The organism is Glaciimonas sp. PAMC28666 (assembly GCF_016917355.1).
GTDB lineage: Bacteria > Pseudomonadota > Gammaproteobacteria > Burkholderiales > Burkholderiaceae_D > Glaciimonas.
This window is the reverse complement of sequence record NZ_CP070304.1, coordinates 1,000,874-1,022,002: the sequence shown is the minus strand read 5'-3', so window position 1 is coordinate 1,022,002 and position 21,129 is coordinate 1,000,874. Positions and strand designations below refer to the sequence as shown.

At 50.7% G+C, this 21,129-nt stretch carries 18 protein-coding genes; 9 read left to right on the top strand and 9 right to left on the bottom strand.

What is annotated here, in order from left to right; translation table 11 throughout:
- Positions 1-100: 100 nt before the first annotated feature.
- The 5 genes from ahpF to JQN73_RS04275 all read right to left on the bottom strand — a co-directional run bounded on the left by ahpF (position 101) and on the right by JQN73_RS04275 (position 4,866).
- Positions 101-1,699 carry an alkyl hydroperoxide reductase subunit F gene (gene ahpF, locus JQN73_RS04295; protein WP_205321903.1) on the bottom strand — a complete coding sequence of 533 codons (1,599 nt, stop codon included), beginning with the start codon at positions 1,697-1,699 and terminating at the stop codon, positions 101-103.
- Between the two features lie 169 nt (positions 1,700-1,868).
- Positions 1,869-2,432 (bottom strand): alkyl hydroperoxide reductase subunit C, encoded by a 564-nt coding sequence (gene ahpC / locus JQN73_RS04290; RefSeq protein WP_205321902.1) that lies wholly within the window; start codon positions 2,430-2,432, stop codon positions 1,869-1,871.
- 251 nt (positions 2,433-2,683) lie between these two features.
- Entirely contained in the window at positions 2,684-3,160 is a 477-nt protein-coding gene (locus JQN73_RS04285; RefSeq protein ID WP_205321901.1) for a nuclear transport factor 2 family protein, read from the bottom strand.
- 94 nt (positions 3,161-3,254) lie between these two features.
- Entirely contained in the window at positions 3,255-3,941 is a 687-nt protein-coding gene (locus tag JQN73_RS04280; RefSeq protein WP_205321900.1) for a glutathione S-transferase family protein, read from the bottom strand.
- A 301-nt stretch (positions 3,942-4,242) separates the two neighbouring features.
- Positions 4,243-4,866 carry a flavin reductase family protein gene (locus JQN73_RS04275; protein ID WP_205321899.1) on the bottom strand — a complete coding sequence of 208 codons (624 nt, stop codon included), beginning with the start codon at positions 4,864-4,866 and terminating at the stop codon, positions 4,243-4,245.
- Between the two features lie 297 nt (positions 4,867-5,163).
- Here JQN73_RS04275 and JQN73_RS04270 point away from each other — a divergent pair, with 297 nt between their 5' ends.
- Positions 5,164-5,853, top strand: coding sequence for a haloacid dehalogenase type II (locus JQN73_RS04270; RefSeq protein WP_205321898.1), 690 nt, complete (start codon positions 5,164-5,166; stop codon positions 5,851-5,853).
- A gap of 162 nt (positions 5,854-6,015) precedes the next feature.
- On the opposite strand, the gene JQN73_RS04265 is transcribed toward JQN73_RS04270, so the two are convergent.
- The 4 genes from JQN73_RS04265 to JQN73_RS04250 all read right to left on the bottom strand — a co-directional run bounded on the left by JQN73_RS04265 (position 6,016) and on the right by JQN73_RS04250 (position 13,122).
- Positions 6,016-9,219 carry an EAL domain-containing protein gene (locus JQN73_RS04265; RefSeq protein ID WP_205321897.1) on the bottom strand — a complete coding sequence of 1,068 codons (3,204 nt, stop codon included), beginning with the start codon at positions 9,217-9,219 and terminating at the stop codon, positions 6,016-6,018.
- A gap of 652 nt (positions 9,220-9,871) precedes the next feature.
- Positions 9,872-10,381, bottom strand: coding sequence for a DUF1993 family protein (locus tag JQN73_RS04260; RefSeq protein ID WP_205321896.1), 510 nt, complete (start codon positions 10,379-10,381; stop codon positions 9,872-9,874).
- 153 nt (positions 10,382-10,534) lie between these two features.
- Complete coding sequence (locus JQN73_RS04255; protein ID WP_240162426.1) at positions 10,535-10,969, bottom strand: hypothetical protein; 435 nt, start codon at positions 10,967-10,969, stop codon at positions 10,535-10,537.
- A 356-nt stretch (positions 10,970-11,325) separates the two neighbouring features.
- On the bottom strand, positions 11,326-13,122 hold the full coding sequence (locus tag JQN73_RS04250) for a glutamine--tRNA ligase/YqeY domain fusion protein (RefSeq protein WP_205321895.1): 1,797 nt from the start codon (positions 13,120-13,122) through the stop codon (positions 11,326-11,328).
- Between the two features lie 101 nt (positions 13,123-13,223).
- Here JQN73_RS04250 and JQN73_RS04245 point away from each other — a divergent pair, with 101 nt between their 5' ends.
- The 8 genes from JQN73_RS04245 (at position 13,224) to JQN73_RS04210 (ending at position 20,978) form a co-directional block, all read left to right on the top strand.
- Positions 13,224-13,721, top strand: a complete 498-nt coding sequence (locus JQN73_RS04245; protein ID WP_205321894.1) for a hypothetical protein — start codon at positions 13,224-13,226, stop codon at positions 13,719-13,721.
- Positions 13,722-14,396, top strand: a complete 675-nt coding sequence (locus JQN73_RS04240) for an alpha/beta fold hydrolase (RefSeq protein WP_205321893.1) — start codon at positions 13,722-13,724, stop codon at positions 14,394-14,396.
- Positions 14,397-14,588: 192 nt separating this feature from the next.
- Positions 14,589-15,404, top strand: coding sequence for a glycerophosphodiester phosphodiesterase (ugpQ, locus tag JQN73_RS04235; RefSeq protein ID WP_205321892.1), 816 nt, complete (start codon positions 14,589-14,591; stop codon positions 15,402-15,404).
- Positions 15,405-15,544: 140 nt separating this feature from the next.
- Positions 15,545-15,766: a hypothetical protein gene (locus JQN73_RS04230; protein WP_205321891.1), complete on the top strand. Its 222-nt coding sequence runs from the start codon at positions 15,545-15,547 to the stop codon at positions 15,764-15,766.
- Positions 15,767-15,949: 183 nt separating this feature from the next.
- A complete protein-coding gene (gene alaS, locus JQN73_RS04225) occupies positions 15,950-18,574 on the top strand; it encodes an alanine--tRNA ligase (RefSeq protein WP_205321890.1) in 2,625 nt (874 codons plus the stop codon).
- Positions 18,575-18,746: 172 nt separating this feature from the next.
- Complete coding sequence (locus tag JQN73_RS04220) at positions 18,747-19,280, top strand: NUDIX domain-containing protein (protein WP_205321889.1); 534 nt, start codon at positions 18,747-18,749, stop codon at positions 19,278-19,280.
- Positions 19,281-19,640: 360 nt separating this feature from the next.
- Positions 19,641-19,874: a sulfurtransferase TusA family protein gene (locus JQN73_RS04215; RefSeq protein ID WP_108439951.1), complete on the top strand. Its 234-nt coding sequence runs from the start codon at positions 19,641-19,643 to the stop codon at positions 19,872-19,874.
- A gap of 354 nt (positions 19,875-20,228) precedes the next feature.
- The gene (locus JQN73_RS04210) at positions 20,229-20,978 is read left to right on the top strand and encodes an electron transfer flavoprotein subunit beta/FixA family protein (protein ID WP_205321888.1); all 750 of its coding nucleotides are present in this window, start codon (positions 20,229-20,231) and stop codon (positions 20,976-20,978) included.
- The last annotated feature ends 151 nt before the right edge of the window (positions 20,979-21,129 follow it).

The window sequence follows — 21,129 nt, the reverse complement described above, 5'->3', positions numbered from 1 at the left end:
TTTGTAATATTGCTGAAAAAAAAATGCCGGGCGAACCCGGCATTTTTTTGTGGCTTGATTATTCTCAATAAAACGTGTTTTGAAAAAGCCGAAACAATGGTTACGCTGCAATCGCCGCTTGCTCCAAAGGTGCAACGATTTCTTCGTCTTCAAATGAATTTCGGATCAGATGATCGAATGCACTTAACGACGCTTTGGCGCCTTCGCCGACCGCGATAACGATCTGCTTGAACGGAACAGTCGTCACGTCGCCTGCCGCAAATACGCCAGGAATTGAGGTCTGACCTTTTGCGTCAACTTCAATTTCACCATGCCGCGACAACGCGACCGTGCCTTTTAACCATTCCGTGTTCGGCACCAGGCCGATTTGGACGAAAACACCTTCCAACTCCACTTTTTTGCTATCGCCAGAAATGCGATCGGTATAGCTTAAGCCGTTAACTTTTTTGCCGTCGCCATGAATCTCAGTGGTTTGTGCCGAGGTGTGGATTACCACGTTTTTCAGGCTCTTCAACTTCCGCTGCAACACTGCATCGGCGCGTAATTCTGCACCGAACTCGATCAGGGTAACGTGACCTACGATACCCGCCAGATCAATCGCCGCTTCGACACCTGAGTTACCGCCGCCAATAACTGCTACGCGTTTGCCTTTGAATAACGGGCCATCGCAATGCGGACAATAGGCTACGCCGTGGTTCCGGTATTGTTGTTCGCCCGGAACGTTGATTTCTCTCCAACGCGCACCGGTCGCCAGAATAACGGTTTTACTTTTCAGGATTGCGCCGCTGGCTGTTTTAATCTCGATCAGTCTTCCTGGAACCATGCTCTCGGCCCGTTGCAAATTCATGATATCGACTTCGTATGACTTGACGTGCTGCTCCAGCGCGACCGCAAAATGCGGTCCATCAGTTTCTTTCACAGAAACGAAGTTTTCAATCGCCAATGTGTCGAGGACTTGCCCGCCAAAGCGTTCTGCCAGAACACCAGTGCGGATCCCTTTGCGCGCTGCATAAATTGCCGCCGCAGCGCCAGCAGGTCCGCCACCGACGATTAATACATCGAATATTTCTTTACTATTGAGTTGCGCGGCTTGACGTGCACCGGCACCGCTATCTAATTTAGCGAGGATTTCTTCGACGCCGGAGCGGCCTTGACCGAACACTTCGCCGTTCATATACATGGTCGGAACAGCCATGATCTGACGGGTCTCGACTTCTTTTTGAAATAGTGCACCGTCAATAGTGACTGTGCGGATGCGCGGGTTGATGATCGACATGACATTGAGCGCCTGAACAACTTCCGGGCAGCTTTGGCATGACAAAGAAATATAAGTTTCAAACTGATAGTCGCCGTCCAGATTGCGGATCTGTTCGATCACTGCATCATCGAGTTTGACCGGATGGCCGCCGACTTGAAGTAGCGCCAAAACCAGAGAGGTGAATTCATGGCCCAGCGGAATACCGGCAAAGCGGACACTGATATCGGTTCCTGGACGGTTAATACTAAACGACGGTTTGCGCTCGTCATCGTCAGTGCGCTCAACCAGTGTGATGCGGTCGCTCAACAGGAGAATTTCCTGGAGCATAGCCTGCAATTCACGTGATTTATCGCTATCATCGAGAGACGCGATGATCTCAATCGGCTGCACGACCTTTTCCAAATAGGTTTTCAACTGGGTTTTGAGATTTGCATCTAACATGATGTGCTTTCCATTTAGTGAATTTTGAAGCCGGTCTGGACAATTCCCGACCGGCGTCGGTAATGCTGATAAGAACCTGTCTATGATCTTTCGCAGTCAGCTATCAGCGGGGATGCGAAAACGTCCATGCGCCCGCTGAAGGCCCTGCGCTGAGACCTTAAATCGATTCTTAGATCTTGCCGACCAGGTCAAGCGACGGTGTCAATGTTGCAGCGCCTTCAGTCCATTTTGCCGGGCAAACTTCGCCTGGATGAGATGCGACATATTGTGCTGCTTTTACTTTACGCATCAATTCCGAAGCGTCGCGGCCAATACCGTTGTCATGCACTTCCAGAACCTTGATCTGGCCTTCTGGGTTAATAACAAACGTACCACGCAGTGCCATGCCTTCTTCTTCGATCAGTACTTCGAAGTTGCGTGACAACACAGCAGTCGGGTCACCGATCAGTGCGTATTGCACTTTCTTGATGGCTTCTGAAGTATCGTGCCATGCTTTGTGAGCGAAATGGCTGTCAGTTGACACGCCGTAGACTTCAACGCCCAGTTTTTGGAATTCAGCGTAGTTATCGGCCAAATCTTCCAGTTCTGTTGGACAAACGAATGTGAAGTCAGCTGGGTAAAACATGACGACTGACCATTTGCCTTTAAAGGATTCTTCTGTCAAATCGATGAACTTGCCGTTCTGGTAAGCAGTTGCTTTGAATGGTTTAACTTGGGTATTGATAAGAGACATTGTGTTTTCCTTTAAAGGGTTGTGAATCACTAAGACTGAAGTGTAAAGAAATCAGATCCATATGTAAAATTAATTATTAAATTGTATTCAATAAATTTTAACTATCGATCGTTGGGGTGTAAAGATCATTGTTCGTGATCTTCGAGCGCTGTTCCAATCCCCCATGCGCTCTATTAAAAAAGACCGTTTCCCGTTTGAAAGGACACGCCTTTTCCGTTGACTGATTCAGTGCAGGCGGTATTAAACCGGGACTAAAGTCCGAGATCGCTGAGGCCTGGATGGGCGTCGGGGCGACGTCCTAACGGCCAATGGAACTGACGGTCTGCCTCTTTTATCGGCAAATCGTTGATACTGGCATGCCGCACAGCCATCAATCCGTTAGGGTCAAACTCCCAGTTCTCGTTGCCGTATGAGCGAAACCAATTCCCGGCGTCGTCGTGCCATTCATAGGCAAAGCGCACTGCGATCCGGTTATCTGCACACGCCCATAGTTCCTTGATCAGGCGATATTCCAGTTCACGATTCCATTTCCGTGTCAACAACGCAACAATTTCTTCTCTGCCGGTAATGAACTCCGCGCGATTGCGCCATTTGCTTTGCTCTGTGTAAGCTAGCGAAACCCGTTCAGGATCACGCGAGTTCCATCCGTCCTCGGCGGCGCGGACCTTCTGACGTGCGGTCTCTGGCGTAAAAGGAGGAAGCGGCGGCCTGGATGCTGTCTCTGTCATGCAAAACTCCTGGAGCTAGCCCGGTGAAAGGGCCTGTAAGCTGTGTAAATATAGGGTGTGAATAAACGACTAAATAAGTTATTAAACCTAAGCGTTAAGCGTTCAAACGGGCATTTTGCGGAAACATTTGTTTGCGGGCGTCATCGTCCATTTCCGTTTTAAAGGTGAACTGTGTCTTCAACGCTTCTGCCCGTTGTGCCGCAGGACGAGCGTTGATTTCGTCGAGGTGACGTTTCAGGTTCGGCAGTTGATCCCACGCGTCTGGTCCGAGGATGAATGGCACGGCGCGGGCCCATCCCCATACCGCCATATCGACCAGCGTATAGGTATCTCCCAGCATGTAGCGGTGCTTTGACAGTTGCGCCTCAAGTATGGCGTAATGACGCTCTGCTTCGAAGATGTAACGATTGACGGCGTATTCCTTTGGTTCTGGCGCAAAATGTTTAAAGTGGACCGCCTGGCCAGAATAAGGGCCGATTCCGCTTGCCACAAACATCAGCCATGAAAGCATTTGCCCACGCGCAGCTGGCGTGTTTTCTGGTAAAAATTGACCCGATTTTTCCGCGAGATAGAGCAGGATCGCGTTACTGTCAAACACGGTAACATCACCATCCACCAGCGCCGGCGTTTTTGCATTCGGATTAATTTTAAGGAAGGCTGGCAAATGTTGCTCGCCTTTGCGCGTGTCAACCGGCACCGCTTCATATGGCAGTCCCGCCTCTTCCAGAAAAAGTGCGACCTTAAGTGGATTAGGGGACGGATGAAAATATAACTGGATCATGATGAGGGGCCTTTTTAAGTTGAGATGCGATGTTACGAGAGGACATTGGATGATGCCGGAACCAGTGTTTGACGGTTGTAGAATCTATTCTGGTAGCGCTTTCGCTCTGGTCGAATGAAAGAGTGTTATGGCTTAAGCGGCAAATCTAGGAAGATAATACACGCATCCCTGAAACGCTTCAGTGCGCTCTTTGATCGGGTGATTCCAGTCTGGCTTGCTGTTTTATTACGACTGTAATTTTTTCTGGTGAAAGCATGCCGGAAGCGGAACCAGAACCAGAACCAAAACCTCTATGAAGGAACTAGGCCCGTGGGCGAAACATGCGAAACAAGCCTTCTGGTAGTGCCTGAAAGTAGTCGGCCGGACCGCCGCCGCGTAGGATAGGTTCAGCTGCAGCGGTGTCGTAGACGCCCTCTACCAGCAATGTGCTCTTGATGTGGACACCGACCACTTCGCCTAATACCAGCCAACTTTCTACCGCTGTTCCGGAAGCACCGCGTAATTGCACAATCTGCGTTAATTTACATTCAAACGAGACTGGACTTTCTGCTACGCGAGGCGGCCGGACAATATGAGAGGCTAGCGGGGTAAGACCCGCCAATTCAAATTCGCTAACGCCGTGTCCGACTGGCGCAGAGCATCGGTTCATGGCCTCTGCCAAGGGACGAGTTGCTAAATTCCAGACGAATTCGCCGGTGGCTTCAATGTTGTTCAGCGTGTCTTTGCGCCCTATGCTGGAAAAGCCAACGATGGGTGGGATGTAGTTGAATGCATTGAAGAAACTATAAGGTGCAAGATTGTATTTACCTTCCGCGTCTTGCGATGAAATCCAGCCAATAGGGCGAGGGCCGACAATCGCGTTGAACGGATCGTGGGGCAGGCGATGCCCTTCGGATGGTTGATAAAAATGGATGGAGTCTGTCATGGTGGTTAAGATCGTGATTGAAAGTTGTGGTGGGTGCTAACTTTAGGCGCATGCCTTACGAAGTGAAGAGCAGCGCGCGAATGGGCGATTCAAAAATGCATACCTCGCAAAGCAAGCGCGACAGCTGCATAGCGTACCAGTAATTCCAAAGTGACGAACGTCGGACTTAATGGACGTTTTCATGCATAGTGACTGCTTATCTGAAAAAAATAAATCACCCAACTTAATTGGTTGAATAGAAAATACGGTTTGTCTGCCGATATTTTTTACCGAACCCATTTTCTCAAGGATCAAACCATGCCACATCTCAAACTTGCGAATATTCGCGCCTGCGTATTTGATGCTTACGGGACGCTGTTCGATGTCAATAGTGCTGCCGAACAGGTGCAGGACGCGTTAGGAGATAAATGGCGCCCGCTTGCGGAGATGTGGCGCACCAAACAACTTCAATACACGTGGCTGCGCAGCCTGACCGGGCGCCATGCAGATTTTTGGCAAGTCACCGGTGACGCGCTGGACTTTTCGCTGGCGTGTTTTAATCTGACGGATGCGCATTTGCGAAATCGTCTGATGGATCTGTATCTGCAACTGCGTCCCTATCCTGAAGTGGAAAATACGTTAGCGACACTTAAAGCCCGCGGCTTACAATGCGCGATTCTTTCGAACGGTTCAGCGGGGATGTTATCGAGCGCTGTCGGCAACGCCGGGATAGGCAATCTACTTGATGCTGTGTTGTCGGTGGATGATGCGGGTATCTTTAAACCGCATCCGTCTGTGTATCAAATGGCGGTCGATAGATTCGACGTGAAGCCGAGCGAAATATGTTTTATATCTTCAAACGGTTGGGATGCGTTTTCCGCCAAAGCGTTTGGCTTTCACGTCGTTTGGTGTAATCGGTTTGCACAACCAGCCGAGAGAATTCCGGATGTGCCTGACGCTGAGATCACGAATTTGTCGGCGTTGCCTGACCTGGTCGGCACCCCTTAAAATTATTGGCGGCTTTTTGCATGCCCAAAAACAGGAGGGAAATCGCGCGTTTTCGCATTGATGTTAGCGCCTGAAATTTGGTTTAATGGCGGCAACAATACGCCTTTATGTCTGCCCGTTTTGCCTGCGTTGAAGGCCCGCAGCCAGTATTGATCCGCAGTTTTATCGAGCCGACGGCGTGATGTGGTCGGGCAAAGCGTTTGCCTGACTGTCTTTTAGAAGCAAGGCTTCGAACTGTTCCAGCGGAAGCGGTCGGCTGAACAGATAACCTTGATACGCTCTGCATCCATTCTGGGAAAGGAACTCCATCTGCGGTGCCGTCTCCACTCCTTCTGCGATCACGGACAGGCCAAGACTCTGGGCTAGCGCAACGATGGTGCGGACGATGGCAGCATCGTTGGGGTCAGTAAGGACGTCCCGCACAAAGGTTTGGTCGATCTTGAGTTGATCCAGCGGCAGGCGCTTCAGATAGCCCAGGGACGAATACCCGGTTCCAAAATCGTCCAGGGAGAAGCGGATGCCAAGAGCGATCAAGGCACCCATCTTGACGATGATATCTTCTACATTGTCGAGCAACATACTCTCGGTCAGTTCCAGTTTGAGAAGGCACGGATCAGCGCCCGTGAGAGCGAGTAAATCGGTGATTTCTTTTACGAAGTCTGCCTGTCGGAATTGACGCGTGCTGACGTTTACCGCCAGCGTCAGATGGGCGGTTTCGGGCCTCCCGGCCCAGACCACCAATTGGGAACAGGCTGTTTCCAGTACCCAGCGTCCCAGCGGCAGGATTAAGCCGGTCTCTTCAGCTGCAGGGATAAACTCGGCGGGAGAAACCAGGCCGCGTTTTGGATGCTGCCAGCGTATCAGGGCTTCCGCGCCAGTCCAATACCCGTTGTGATTGACCTGAGCCTGGTAATAAAGAATAAATTGCGCATCTTGCTGCCCACGCCGCAGATCAATTTCAAGCTCCGCACGAGCAGTGACGGCGGCCTGCATATCAGGCTCGAAGAATCGCAGGGTATTGCGACCCGCTGACTTTGACTGGTACATGGCAAGGTCCGCGCGCTTAAGCAGATCATCCGTCGATTCAGCGCGACCGTTGAACAGCGTGACGCCGATACTTGATGTGCTGCGGTATAGCCGGTCTGTTAACTGATACGGTTGGTTGAGCAGCGCAAGGATTTTTTCCCCGACGTGCTCTGCCTGAACCGCCGCTTCCTCAAGGTTTTCGCTCAGTTCACTGACCATAACGACAAACTCGTCACCGCCAAGTCGGGCAACGGTGTCTGCCGAACGCACGCAACTGACCAGGCGTCTGGCGACCTCTTGTAGCAGTAAATCGCCCTTATCGTGACCTAGAGTATCGTTTATAGTCTTGAAGTTATCGAGGTCGATGAACAACAAGGCATTGTGACCTTTGCTACGCGTGCTGATACCTTGAACGTGTTTCAGCCGGTCTATTAAAAGTCGGCGATTCGGCAAGTGAGTAAGGGGATCGTAGAATGCCAGTTGCCAAATTTCTTCTTTTGCTGCTTTGCTTCCTATGAACTGGCCGATTTGTAAACCGATTGAGCGGGTTACTGCAAGCAGCGCAGGGTCAGAGTGGCGCACATCACGGGCGTAAAACTCCAGTACGCCGTAGAGCTCAGTGCCGATCTTGATTGGAAATGCAAATGCTCCCAATGGCCCGACGATGGTCGCCGTTTGAGTTAGCATAAAACTGGTGTGTTTCGACACATCGGGGATCCACAGGGGTTCGCCTGTGGCCCAGACGCGTTCAATCAATTCCGGCATTATGGAGACCGCTGGATGTTGATTACCCATCTCAACAAAGGCGCTAAGGTTGCTCGACGCGGCGCTCCATGATTCGCCGCGTAACAGTATTTGCGCTGTGTCGTCCCAATACCAGCAAGCGCCGCAGTCCCATCCCAGTGTCTCGCAAACAGTCTGAATGATTTTAGGAACGACGTCCTCAAGCGTATCGGATTTTGCAAGCAATAAGGTGACGGCATATTCCATCGCTTGCTGTTGTTGGATTTGCTGCTGCTCGCTAATATCTCTGCCAACGCCGACGATGCCGCCGCTGCGGGTATGCTGCTCGGTAACCTCGAGCCAGCGTCCATCACTGAGTCGCAATGTGCGGGTGGTGTGTAGCGGGTCACGATGGCGGCGGATTTGCTCTGCGACCCAGGCTTCGGCATTGCCGTGAAATGCTGGTTCGATCACCTCCCCTTTGGCTAACGAGGAACGGACAATGTCTTCAAAGCGCATTCCTGCAATGTCTTCAAATCGCTGAAAGTCGGTATAGGAGCGGGCATACTTTCGATTGCACAGGACTAAGCGGTCGTCGGCGTCAAACAGCCCAAAGACTTCGGTCAGGCTTTCGATTGCATCGACCAGCGTTGCTCTTGAGCCAGCGGCCTCATCGCGTGCGAGGGTGAGTGCTTCTTCCTGATTGTGGTGATCGGTGGTATCCATGACGGTGCCGCGTAGCAGGTTGGTCCGGCCTGAAGCATCAAAGATCACCTGTGCCAGCAAATGTACCCAGCGAATTTTGCCGCCCGGCAGAATTATGCGGAATTGTGAATCAATCGTACCGCTCTCGGAGCGCATGGCCTCCATGAGAGTGTGATAATGGACGTGATCTTCGGGGTGTACGATGCGTAGGAAGTTGGCACCGGTCGGTGGAAGGCACGTGGAATCGACTCCGAACAGACGATAAGTTTCCAGAGACCAAATGGGAGAGCTGTTTGAGGTATTGTACGACCAACTCCCGAGTCCAGCGATGTTTTGCGCTTCGGCGAGGCGCGACTCGCTGGCCTGAACCTGTTGTAACATGCCAGCCAGTTCAGCATTGATTTTACGTAATTGATTGCGCATGCGGCTGATAAAACTACCCATCGTAGCGAACCAGGGTAACGTCAGTGCGAGCGTCAGCCACTGTAGCAATTCGAGACGCAAGTCTAGCGTTTCGGGCTTAAAGCGCACCAATAAACCGATAACAACCCCGTAAGCGACCAAAATACCTGCGGCATACGTAAGCAACGCCTGACTTGAGAACTGCAGCACACTGAAAAGAAAAGCCATCAGCAGCAGCATCACAAATACGGACCGACCTCCGTTCGCCTGGTACATGGTGCATAGGATGACGAACATGGCCGCCATCATTTGCGGCGCGGCGAGATTCGGGTCGCGAAACTTGAGATTCAGCCCGCTTCGGAATATTCCATAGAAAACGACGATCGCTATTAATACTATCGTGCTGCTTTGATAAAACGAGTTAAGTGAGAGTACGCCTTGCAGGTAACAGACAAACATCAGTAATATCGCAAGCAACGAAGTTCCAGCGGCCATAAAATAGCGTCGCATGCGAAGTGCCTGATTGGGAACGCCGTTGCCTGGGAAAAAAATGCCGAAACCTGTTCGCCTCGGCGTCAACGGCGCTGACTCCGGAACTTCCTGCCTCTTCGGCAGGTCGGTGGGAGCTAACGCCTGCTCGTTCAAAAGTGTGGTCTTCTTCAACTTATTCTATGGCTTGTTAGGAGAGAATGTGTTGCTTGATAGATATCGTTGTAGCGACCTTGTTGCAGCGATCTTGTTGCAGCTACACAAGGCTTGAAAGCTCCTAAGGCACGAGAGGTAAAGAAACGTTTGTGTTAGCGTTGCACTTATTGTGACAGGCGCGTTACGCCGGCACATTCAGCTTTATTAGTTTGTCGACGATCCGTCGCTTTAATGTTGCTTGAATGTGATATTACAGTATCGACATCCGAAACATAGCACTATTAAAATAGTATTTTGTTAAAGGTGGATTGTGATGAGTTGTTGCTGACAATTAAATCACAGGGGTTTTTATTTTTAATGATTTGGCAATAAAAAACGCGACCCGAAAGTCACGTTTTTAAACATTGCGTATTGCATGTGCGCGATGCTTTTGAGGTGTGTCGTGAATATTCTTAGCCGATTTTCGCGGAATTCAGGACAAAAGTAATTGATGCTTTATACGCAACGCGCATCTAGGTTAGTACGCACCCATGAAATCGCGCTTGCCAATTTCAACGCCATTATGGCGCAGGATGTCATAAGCGGTGGTGACATGGAAGAAAAATTGCGGTAAACCGTATTGCAACAAATAGACTTGTCCCGTGAGTTTCTTTTCTTTCGGGGTCCCAGGTCGCAAAACGATTTCCAGATTTTCACTGCCTTCGAGTTGCACCGGTGTCAGACCACTTATAAACGCCAGCGTTTTTTGAATCCGAGCTTGTAGTTCAGCAAAGGTTTGTTCGTTATCGTCGTATGCAGGGACTTCGATACCAGCGAGCCGTGATGAAACGCTTTTGGCGAAGTCGGCAGCGATTTGAACCTGGCGAGTCAGGGCAAACATATCGGGAAACAATCGCGCTTGCAAGAAAGCATTCGCATCGATCTTCTTTTCGGTGGCATGTGCTTCGGCTTTGTTCAGCACGTCGCTTAAACCGCTGAGTATTTGCTTAAAAACAGGAATTGAAGTGGAATACATTGATATCGTCATTTTTAGCTCTTGGTGGGTGAAGTCGTGATGAAAGTGACGAAAGTATAGCGGTTTCGCCGAAAGCATGAACCGACCTCACGGAATTGGGCTTTCGCCCATCGCTAGCTCAACGATTCCAGCGCGATGCCATCGCGAGTCCTGCGGTACCCAAGGTTAATAAGGTTGCGCGTCAGGCGCGACGCCCAGCCATCCTGTGGGACAACGGGCTATGTACGGATAGTAACCGGCCGGGTTTCTGCAATAATAGCCATAATCGGCACCCGGTTGAACGTACAGACTGTTGTAAGGGTAATAACCGCCGTCATAATAGTACGGTGACCAGAAAAATGGCCCACCGGCGATCACGAGGCCGCGACCACGAAAATCACGGAATCTTCCGCCACCGTGAAAATTTCCATGGAAGCCGCTACCTCCATGAAAGCCACCGCTGCCGTGAAAGCCACCACCACCGTGGAAGCCACCACCGCCGTGGAAACCGCCACCGCCGCCGCCGTGGAAACCACCACCGCCATGTTGGGCCATCGCACCACTGCTACCAAGCGCCATCATTAGCGCTACCAGCCAGAAAGAGACCGTTTTCGTTTTCATGTCTTTCACCTTCAGTTGGAATGTCCAATGGGCCAATGCGTTGACCCGTTTGATTTCCCTACGTTTAGTGTAGACAGCAGGGTGCAAAGAAATAATAAAATTTAGTAATGACTGAAACAATTTGTAACAGAGCCGAAGTGTGATTTTAGGATCGGCTGCCAGAGACCGCCACGCGGGGTGACGGTAGCAACGCTAGGGATGCGTGAGGAGAGAACGGAACTGGTAAGGAGAGTTAAGTGATGCTGGCTGAAAACTATAAATAAATTGGGGTATCTTGCTATTTCAACAGCAAGATACCCTTTCTTCCTAATCTAATAGTCAGAGTTTTGAGTGCGTTTAACACGCGCTATCCGGATCTATTTAACCCAGCTATCTTTTAGTGTGACCGTGCGGTTGAATACCAACTTTCCGGGGCTGCTATCGACCCGATCGGCAACGAAATAACCGTGGCGTTCGAATTGGTAACGTTCGTCCGGTAACGCAGCAGCCATGCCAGGCTCCAGATAGGCGGTGATGACCTCCTTGGAAAGCGGATTTAAGGCCAATTTGAAGTCCTTGCCCCCAGCGTCCGGATGCGGATCGCTGAACAATCGATCATATAGCCGTACTTCTGCTTCCAGCGCATGGGCCACGCTGATCCAATGAATGTTTCCTTTTACCTTGTAGTTGGCGCTTCCTTCGGTACCGCTTTTACTATCTTCGAAGCGGGTGCAATGCACGGCAATAATGTTGCCATCCGGGTCTTTGTCGAAGCCGGTGCATTCAACCACATAGCCGTGGCGCAGACGTACGCGACTGCCGGGTTTATCTGCCGTCGGCGGTGTCAGGCGAAAATACCCTTTTACCGGTGTTTCCATGAAATCTTCGCGCTCAATCCACACATTTTTCGTCATCGGAAAGTGTCGCATCGCTGTGGCGTGATCCGGGTGTGCAGGGGGATACACGGGTGCATGGCATTCTACGATCTCGTCCTCGTTAAAATTGTCGATGATCAATTTTAATGGGCGCAGCACAGCCGTAGCCCGCGGTGCCTTCGGATCCAGATCCTCGCGCAAGGCACCTTCCAGCGAACTCATATCAATCCAGCCGTCGGACTTTGTGACGCCGGTACGTTCACAGAATAATTGGAGCGATTCGGGCGTGTAGCCGCGCCGGCGAATGCCGACCAGGGTGGACATCCGCGGATCATCCCAGCCATCCACAATCTGCTCATCCACCAATTGACGCAACTTGCGCTTACTCGTCACCACGTAAGTAATATTGAGACGTGAAAATTCATATTGATGCGGGACTGGCATTTGGAAGAAACCGCCTGCGCTCAATTTTTCCAGTATCCAGTCATAAAACGGTCTGTGGTCCTGAAATTCCAGTGTGCAAATTGAGTGTGTGATATTTTCCAGCGCATCCGAGATTGGGTGGGTGTAGTCGTACATCGGATAGATACACCATGCATCCCCGGTGCGATGATGATGGGCGTGACGAATGCGATAGATCGCTGGGTCACGCAGATTCATGTTGGGCGACGTCATGTCGATCTTGGCACGAACAATGTGGGTGCCATCCTTGAATTCACCTGCTTTCATACGACGGAACAGATCCAGCGATTCCTCCGGTGAGCGCTGACGGAAGGGCGAATCTTTACCCACTTCACCAAAGTTACCGCGGTTAACAACCATTTCTTCAGCGCTTTGGCTGTCGACATATGCCAGACCGGCGCTGATCAGATATTCGGCCATCTGGTATAGCTGATCGAAATAATCGCTGGCAAAAAATAAATGGTCACCGCTCGCATCTTTCCAGTCAAAACCGAGCCATTTGACGCTGTCAATGATGGTATCGACGTATTCCTGTTCTTCTTTTTCTGGATTCGTGTCATCAAAACGCAAGTGGCAGCGGCCAGCATAATCGCGCGCCAGGCCAAAGTTGACACAAATTGCTTTGGCATGGCCAATATGCAAATATCCGTTAGGCTCAGGCGGAAAACGGGTTACGACGGATGGTAAAGACCGGCCCTGACCATCTTTGCGGTCTGCGTAGACTCCCGCACTCATATCGGCCTCGATGATCGTACGCAGAAAGTTCGACGGTGCCGGTGCGGGCTCGTGGTTGCCGTTTTGGCCGTTAGAAGGTTTGCTTTTGTGATCGTTGCTCATGAATGATTTTTGCGCAAGCGCTTTGCGAAATAAGTAGAAAGATGAAAAGCATTCTACCGTAGCAAGTTGATTTTTCGTTCGGTTTGTACTTTTCTGTCTTTGTGTTTTTTTATCCAGAGGCCGAAAGCGATCAATTTGCGGCGCTCTATAGCGTTGTGATTGCCATTGTTATTTCAGTTACTAATAAGCCGCACGCACATTCTGTAAATGTCAGACAATTTAGTTATCTCATTGTAAGGACGCGGCAAATGCCCAAAGAAGCGACTAAGCAACCTGGTATGCGCGCTATGACAGTGCGTCACGCCGATCATCCATCGATGCCGGTTGCACTGTTTTATCCCAGCTTGTCTCCCACTAAACAAATGCACCTGGGTCCGTATGCGCCTGTTTTGGCTTTTAATGGAAGCCTGGAATTGCCGTTGAAGGGGGTAATTTTATTGTCGCACGGTTCTGGCGGCAGCCACTTTGTTCACGTTAATCTTGCCATACGACTGGCTAAAAGTGGTTATCTTGTGGCTGCTCCACAGCATTCGGGCGACAACTGGAGTGATCGCTCTTTGGTGTTTACTCCGGGCTATTTTGCCGAACGAACACGGTAATTGTCACGTTTGTTGGATGCCTTGCTGGTTGATGCTTACTGGGGAGAGCATATTGTCGGGCTGAAAATTGGCGCGTTAGGACATTCGGCGGGCGGCTTTAGTGTATTGGCATTGGCCGGAGGTGTGGCAGACCCTCAACAAATGTTGCGCCATTGCGCTACCACCGATGACGATCGGTTGTTTTGTCAATTGGGGCGCGATCCCAATGGCCTGGCGAGAGGTTTGGCTTTCGATTCGGGGGAAATAGTGGCCGTCGCTAAATCGGCGCAACCATCAGCGCAAGCTTTAGAGAGGGGGATAGAGATAGCCGCAGCGATCGATTTTGATGTACGCGATGAGCGTGTTCGTGCTGTGTTTGCCATGGCACCGATAGGCTTGGCATTTACACCGGACTCGCTTAGGCGGATAAACGTGCCGCTGCAGATAGTCACTGCCCAACACGATATGGTCCTGACGCCGAAGTACCACGGAGACTGGCTACGCGCAAGGCTACCGCAGGCCATGTTTGAGGAGGTCGCTAACGCAGGCCATTTCGTATTTATGACCTCACCTTTAACGCCACTGCTCTCGGAAGCAGGCGACCCCGGTGAAAATCCGCCGGGGTTTGATAGGGACAGCTATCTGCTAAGGCTAGAGCAGCAAGTCGAGGCGTTCTTCGATACCAGGTTGCTTTAAATTGATGGGTGAACGAGGTGAAAGTCGTGGATCTATTGATAGCGCTAATCGAGCCATCAAATGAAGGAAAAATATGCATTAAGTGGAATCGGCATTAAGTGGAATAGGGTGAAATAGGCGTCAAGTGAAATATGCGTTAAGCGGATTTCAGCGACAATGAGAACTGTTTGTTATCAGATTGCCATTTATAAAATGAAAAAAACAACCCTCTGGCCTTATCCTAAGATCGTTGCCCATCGGGGTGGCGGGACCATGGCACCCGAAAATACTTTGGCAGGAATAAGGTGCGGACTGTCGCACGGCTACCGCGCAGTGGAATTCGACGTGATGCTGTCCTCCGATGGCATTCCGGTGTTGATGCACGATCCTGTGTTAGGACGCACGGTGCGAGGAATGGGCAAGGTGAACCATCTCACTGCGGCACAATTAACCGTCATGGACGCCGGAAGCTGGTTTGGTCCGGCATTCGCAGGAGAGCCGGTGTGTACCTTTGAGCGCGCCATCAGATTTTGTCAGCAGAACGATATTTGGATGAACGTTGAAATCAAGCCGGCGGAGGGATGCGAAGTCGAGACCGGCCGTATCGTGGCAAAGATGGCCCAAGCCTGTTTTGCGACTGAGGTAGCCGCGCACATTGCCGTGCCGAGTGCCATGACCGCAGCTAATTTACCGTTACTTTCCTCGTTCTCGCTAGAGGCATTGCGCGCGGCGCAGGTGGCAGTGGTCGCTATTCCCCGAGGCTTATTAGCGACCGTGATAAAGAACGACTGGCTTGAGCAGTGCCAGGAGGTGGCGGCGGTCTCCTTGCATACGAACCATAAATTTCTATCCCCGGTGCAAGTAAATGCTGTTAAAGAGTCAGGCTACGGCTTATTTTGCTACACGGTGAATTCTCGGAAAAGGGGAGCAGAGATCCTGGCTTGGGGTGTGGACGGATTCTGCACCGATAGGATTGACTTGATACCGGCGGATTTGGTTATGCCTGCAGGCGACACCGTCAATAAATAAATATCTTGTGAAAGTTCTGTCAACCGGACAGAACGGCATTGCGTTAATTGATTGCGAGACACATTTATGACTGCATCTATCAAGTTTTATTGCAGTGTGCCTGCGCCAATCTAATCAACGATGATGAAAAGGACCACAAAATGAAGATCAATAAACTGTTAGCCGCTGTAATCGTCGCTGCTTTCGCTCTGCCTGTGATGGCGCAAAATGCCCCGGTCACGCCGGCACCTGCGGCAACGATGGCAGCGCCTGCGGATGCTCCGGCGGCTAAGCCTGCGGTTAAACATCACGGTAAAAAGCATCACCACCGTCGTCATCATGCTAAAGCATCAGCGACTGGCAAAATTAATACCGGTCATTAATCACCGTTTAGCAGTTCGGGTGTGGCGGATTTAAGCCACATTCCACCCATGAGAAGCCCGTCAAAAATTATCATGACGGGCTTTTTGCATAATAGGCTCTGTGAAGTGAGCGGCTGGTATCACGTATAATCATTGCTTTGCAAAATGACACTTCCCTTGCACGCTTTTTTTTAGCCCAAGAACATGAACTCAGCCGATATCCGCGATAAGTTTCTCTCATTCTTTGAATCCAAAGACCACACTGTTGTGCGTTCGTCCAGCCTGGTGCCGGGCAATGACCCGACACTCCTGTTCACTAACTCCGGGATGGTCCAGTTCAAGGACGTTTTCCTCGGGACCGAAAAACGCAATTACGTCCGAGCGACCTCCGTGCAACGGTGTTTGCGTGCTGGCGGCAAGCACAACGATCTGGAAAACGTTGGTTACACTGCCCGCCACCATACTTTTTTTGAAATGCTGGGGAATTGGTCGTTCGGCGACTATTTCAAGCGTGACTCTTTAAAGTGGGCGTTTGAGCTACTGACGAAAGTGTACGGCCTGCCAGCCGACAAGTTGTGGGCGACCGTGTATGAGACCGATGACGAAGCCTATGACATTTGGGTCAACGAGATCGGTTTACCGCCAGAACGCGTTGTTCGGATTGGCGATAATAAAGGCGCCCCGTTCGCGTCGGATAATTTTTGGCAGATGGCTGACACTGGCCCTTGCGGACCATGTTCTGAAATCTTTTACGATCACGGCCCTGATGTATGGGGTGGTCCGCCAGGCAGTCCGGATCAGGACGGCGACCGGTATATTGAGATATGGAATAACGTCTTTATGCAGTTTGACCGCCAAGTCGACGCCAAAACCGGCGAAGTGACGTTAACGCCTTTGCCACGCCAGTGCGTTGATACCGGTATGGGTTTGGAGCGACTGGCAGCGATATTGCAGCACGTACATAGCAACTACGAGATTGATCTGTTTCAAAATCTGATCAAGGCAGCAGCGCGCGAAACGAATGTCACCGATCTGACCAACAATTCACTGAAAGTGATTGCCGACCATATCCGCGCTTGCTCATTCCTGATTGTCGACGGCGTCATTCCCGGCAACGAAGGTCGTGGTTACGTCTTGCGTCGGATTATTCGCCGCGCTTTGCGTCACGGTCACAAGCTGGAACAAACCAAGCCATTTTTCTACAAACTGGTCAAAGATCTGGTGCTCGAGATGGGTACTGCCTATCCTGAGTTGCCGGACGCTGCTGAACGCGTGGAGCAAACTTTGCGGCAGGAAGAAGAGCGCTTTGGCGAGACACTGGAACACGGCATGAAAATTCTGGAAGCCGCGCTGACCAGGAATCCTAAAAAGTTAGATGGCGATACCGCGTTCACGCTATACGACACATTCGGTTTTCCGCTCGACCTGACGGCCGATATCTGTCGGGAACGTGAGGTTGAACTGGATGAGGCTGGCTTTGATGTTGCGATGAAACGCCAGCAAGAAGCCAGCCGGGCCGGTGGCAAATTCAAGATGGCCGCGGGCGTTGAATATACCGGTGACAAAACTAACTTCGTTGGTTATAGCGCTCTGGCACACGATGCCAAAGTGTTGGCTATCTACGTCGATGGCAGTGCCGTACAAAAAATTGAAGCAGGACAGGATGCCATTGTCGTCCTGGACACCACGCCGTTTTATGCCGAATCCGGTGGTCAGGCTGGCGACGCTGGCTTACTGGAAACCGCAACGGCAACTTACGTCGTGACCGATACGCTTAAAATTCAGGCTGAAGTATTCGGTCATCATGGCCGACTGGAACAAGGATCGTTGCACGTTGGCGACCAACTTGGCGCAAATGTCGATACCGCACAACGCGCACGCACTATACGCAACCACTCAGCAACGCACTTAATGCACAAAGCACTGCGAGAGGTGTTGGGCGCGCACGTGGCACAAAGAGGTTCGCTGGTCGATGCCGACAAGACCCGTTTTGACTTTAGTCACAACGCGCCTGTGAGTGCGGATCAAATTCGATTGATTGAAGACATAGTCAATCGCGAAGTATTGGAAAATATCGCCACCAGTGCGATCCTGATGTCATTCGATGACGCGGTTGCAAGTGGTGCGATGGCCCTGTTCGGTGAAAAATATGGCGATGAAGTTCGCGTTTTGTCGATTGGTTCTTCGACTGAATTGTGCGGCGGCGTGCATGTGAATCGCACTGGTGATATTGGCTTGTTCAAGATTGTTGCTGAAAGCGGCGTAGCAGCGGGTATCCGTCGGATTGAAGCGGTAACCGGACTTGGTGCGCTGGCACTGGTTCAAAGTCTGAGTAGTCGCCTCACGGAAGCCGCCACCGCGCTGAAATCACCGCCCGAAGAATTGACGCAACGGATTGGACAGGTCCAGGATTACGTCAAAGCCCTCGAAAAAGAACTGGCAGGATTGAAGTCGAAACTGGCGGCAAATCAGGGCGATGAGCTGATCAGCCAGGCGGTCGATGTCAACGGCATCAAGGTTCTGGCGGCGATGCTTGAAGGTGCTGATACAGCGACCTTGCGCGAAACCATGGATAAGCTGAAAGACAAACTGAAGACCGCTGCGATTGTATTGGCGACAGTTAAGGATGGAAAAGTCAGTTTGATCGCGGGTGTGACCGCTGACGCGATTGGAAAGGTAAAGGCAGGAGATTTGGTCAATTTTGTCGCCCAGCAAGTCGGCGGCAAAGGCGGCGGACGTCCTGACATGGCCCAAGCCGGTGGGACTGATCCTAGCGGCTTGCCGACAGCGCTAGAAGGCGTCGCTACGTGGATTCGCGCACGCGGTTAAGGACGGCGATCAGCTGTTTGGGTTGTGGACGCCGGAAATCGATGCACGGTTGAGAGTGTCCGAACTGGTTCCGTCTGGTCGCATTCCGGTTTGCCGGTAGTCTCGGTTATGCGTCTCCGGCCGTATTGGGTTTGATGAACGGTGAGCGATTGATTTCGCAGAATGATCCTTGATGAGTGACTTTAAATTTTGCCCGATCTGCGCAGCTTCCCTGACGTTGCGCGCTGACGACGGCGAGGCAGGAAAGAGCCGGTTATCTTGTCCCGAAGGGCATTGGACGCATTGGGATAATCCCTTGCCAGTGTTGGCCGCAGTAGTTGAAATCGATGGAAAAATTCTGTTGGCCCGGAATGCGGCATGGCAGGAAAATATGTTCGCCTTGATTACGGGTTTCATGGAGCGCGACGAGACGCCAGAGCAGGGCATCGCGCGTGAAATAAAAGAAGAAACCAATCTTGATGCTGAACAAATTACGTTAATCGGCGTGTACGAGTTTATGCGTAAGAACGAGTTGATCATCGCTTATCACGTAAAAGCATCGGGAATAATTCGTTTATCTGAAGAACTGCTGGAATATCGCCTGCTGGCGCCAGCAGACTTGAAGCCATGGCGTGCCGGAACCGGTTACGCGGTGGCGGAATGGATGCGCCAGCAAGGACTTGAAGTCGAATTTGTTGATAGACCAATTCTGGTAAATCCAGCCTAGCTAGTTAGTAGGGAAGAGTCGGTAAAAACGCGATATTTCCTGCACTTCGGCAATTGATCTGACGCTGGGAATGCGCATGCTTATGCCTATCTGCGCTGCCTGGCTGTTCGCAATGTTTCCCGGCCATGTCATTTTAAGCGAATCAGCAAGCTGGTAAAAATACGCGCATAATTGCTACGCTACGATATTCCTAACGTAGATTTGCAGTCTCTTTACACACTCCTTAGAAGCAAACTTATTGTTCATCGTGTGCGGAATTTGTTGTAAAACGGGTGGATTTTTGTTGCAATGCATCATGCGCGGAGTGTTTGGAGTAGAATTCTAAAAAAGCGATAACGTTTACATTCAACTTGATACAAACTGGTTATGGAATTTAATAGAGAACTTGATGCCCGTGGTCTGCATTGCCCACTGCCGATTTTGAAGACAAAAAAAGCCTTGGCGGATATGCTCAGCGGGCAAGTTTTACGCGTGTTAGCGACCGACTCCGGATCGGTGCGTGATTTTCAAGCATTTGCCAAGCAAACTGGCAATGACTTGTTATCGCAAAGTGAAGAAAACCGCGAATATGTTTTTTTCATGAAACGTAAGTAATCGCGTTCGCGGTGAAGATGAGGTGACTCAATTGTTTTCTGAGTCCCGGTTTGAGCGCCAGGCCACCGGGCCGCTAGAAGCGCCTTTCGAAGTTGCTCTTTTTATTGTCAATATAGTAATTCATATTCCTCGTTACTATTCAATCGTTGTGTCCCTCGAATCAAATCGATGCCGCATCTCTTTTTTTCCTTTTTCTAAAACTTGTTTTAGCTCCACCATTTAGGGTATTCTTCTAAAAATTAATAGTACGTTCGTGCTAAATTTTAGTTCAATACACATTTCTCTCTTATAATTGCTAAATCAATTAACGTTAACGTCAACTCGATTATCATTTTTTTATTTAAAGGCAAACCGATGAAAGTATTAGTTCCAGTCAAGCGTGTAGTCGACTACAACGTCAAAGTGCGCGTCAAATCCGATGGCACAGGTGTGGATATTGCGAACGTCAAGATGTCGATGAATCCATTTGATGAAATCGCAGTCGAAGAAGCGATGCGTCTAAAAGAAGGCGGAAAAATAACCGAAGTCATCGCCATTTCCTGCGGCGTCACGCAGTGTCAGGAAACCTTGCGCACTGCCATGGCCATTGGTGCCGATCGTGCCATTCTGGTGGAGTCCGATGTTGATTTGCAGCCGTTGGCCGTTGCTAAATTATTAAAAGCCATAGCTGACAAAGAGCAACCGCAACTGATTATTCTGGGCAAGCAGGCAATCGATGACGATTGCAATCAAACCGGTCAGATGCTGGCTGCGTTGCTGGGATGGCCGCAAGCAACATTTGCGTCCAAAGTCGTACTGGAAGAAGGCAAAGTGTTGGTAACGCGTGAAGTTGATGGTGGACTCGAAACACTGGCACTCACCCTTCCGGCAATTATCACGACCGATCTGCGTCTTAACGAGCCGCGCTATGTGACGCTGCCTAACATCATGAAAGCCAAGAAAAAAACGTTGGATGTGTTCAAGCCAGCGGATCTGGATGTTGATGTTACCCCACGTCTGAAGACGCTGAAGGTGGTCGAGCCAGCAAAACGCAGTGCCGGAATTAAAGTGCCGGATGTCGCCACATTGGTCGCCAAACTGCGCAACGAAGCAAAAGTGATTTGATAGACCCGTTCCTTGTTGTCAATGCGATGTAACGCGCTAAAGCGATCCAGGCAAATTTGCACCAATGTAACGAATATTATTAGGAAAACTGACGATTCAACGCGGTCAATCGCGAACGTTGTCATTCGAACGAAATAGCTGCGCGCCGCAT

Excerpts from the sequence above, each read along its gene's own strand:
- ahpF (WP_205321903.1), bottom strand. The coding sequence starts at position 1,699 with ATGTTAGATGCAAATCTCAAAACCCAGTTGAAAACCTATTTGGAAAAG.
- ahpC (WP_205321902.1), bottom strand. The coding sequence starts at position 2,432 with ATGTCTCTTATCAATACCCAAGTTAAACCATTCAAAGCAACTGCTTAC.
- JQN73_RS04285 (WP_205321901.1), bottom strand. The coding sequence starts at position 3,160 with ATGACAGAGACAGCATCCAGGCCGCCGCTTCCTCCTTTTACGCCAGAG.
- JQN73_RS04280 (WP_205321900.1), bottom strand. The coding sequence starts at position 3,941 with ATGATCCAGTTATATTTTCATCCGTCCCCTAATCCACTTAAGGTCGCA.
- JQN73_RS04275 (WP_205321899.1), bottom strand. The coding sequence starts at position 4,866 with ATGACAGACTCCATCCATTTTTATCAACCATCCGAAGGGCATCGCCTG.
- JQN73_RS04270 (WP_205321898.1), top strand. The coding sequence starts at position 5,164 with ATGCCACATCTCAAACTTGCGAATATTCGCGCCTGCGTATTTGATGCT.
- JQN73_RS04265 (WP_205321897.1), bottom strand. The coding sequence starts at position 9,219 with ATGCGACGCTATTTTATGGCCGCTGGAACTTCGTTGCTTGCGATATTA.
- JQN73_RS04260 (WP_205321896.1), bottom strand. The coding sequence starts at position 10,381 with ATGACGATATCAATGTATTCCACTTCAATTCCTGTTTTTAAGCAAATA.
- JQN73_RS04255 (WP_240162426.1), bottom strand. The coding sequence starts at position 10,969 with ATGAAAACGAAAACGGTCTCTTTCTGGCTGGTAGCGCTAATGATGGCG.
- JQN73_RS04250 (WP_205321895.1), bottom strand. The coding sequence starts at position 13,122 with ATGAGCAACGATCACAAAAGCAAACCTTCTAACGGCCAAAACGGCAAC.
- ugpQ (WP_205321892.1), top strand. The coding sequence starts at position 14,589 with ATGAAAAAAACAACCCTCTGGCCTTATCCTAAGATCGTTGCCCATCGG.
- JQN73_RS04230 (WP_205321891.1), top strand. The coding sequence starts at position 15,545 with ATGAAGATCAATAAACTGTTAGCCGCTGTAATCGTCGCTGCTTTCGCT.
- alaS (WP_205321890.1), top strand. The coding sequence starts at position 15,950 with ATGAACTCAGCCGATATCCGCGATAAGTTTCTCTCATTCTTTGAATCC.
- JQN73_RS04220 (WP_205321889.1), top strand. The coding sequence starts at position 18,747 with ATGAGTGACTTTAAATTTTGCCCGATCTGCGCAGCTTCCCTGACGTTG.
- JQN73_RS04210 (WP_205321888.1), top strand. The coding sequence starts at position 20,229 with ATGAAAGTATTAGTTCCAGTCAAGCGTGTAGTCGACTACAACGTCAAA.